Here is a 538-nt window from a genome sequence, read left to right on the forward strand (position 1 = left end):
TGCGAATCACTCTTAAATGCTTTGTTATGTGCAAATTTCCGACAAGTGACTGACTTGCCTTACATTCTTAACAGCACTAATACTTTGTTTAGTTGGATTAAACCAGATTGCATCAATGCCCGCTGTGATTGCTGGCGCAATATCTTTGTCGTATGTGTCGCCTACCATCACAACGGATTTAGGGTCTAAGTCGAGTAATTCGATTATTTTTTCAAAAAACTCAGGTGTCCCCTTACCAACACCAAGGTTCGATTTACAAAAATAACCCGAGATATATGGAGATAAACCAGCTCGTTCAAAAGCAACCTTAATTTCAGCTTCCGATGAATCTGAAGCATTTGTAGCCACATAGACTTTGTTGTTTCTAGATAGTTCTTTAAGGGCGTTCAGAGCGCCGTCGACAGCTTGCACCGTTACCCAGTCACACATTTTCCCGCTTTGTTCCGGGAAATCGATCATAAGAGTATCGCCCCAATCGAATAGGTAAACCTTGGTCATATTGCCTCCTTGCACATAACGCTCTGCTAAGCGGCAAATA

General features: G+C 42.0%; 1 protein-coding gene. It reads right to left on the minus strand.

The window, feature by feature from the left end:
• Positions 1 to 24 precede the first annotated feature (24 nt).
• A partial coding sequence (locus tag A1QO_RS04795) for an HAD family hydrolase (RefSeq protein ID WP_017041014.1) occupies positions 25 to 538 on the minus strand: 514 nt, incomplete at its 5' end.

The organism is Vibrio genomosp. F10 str. ZF-129 (assembly GCF_000287055.2).
In the GTDB taxonomy this organism is placed as follows: Bacteria; Pseudomonadota; Gammaproteobacteria; order Enterobacterales; family Vibrionaceae; genus Vibrio.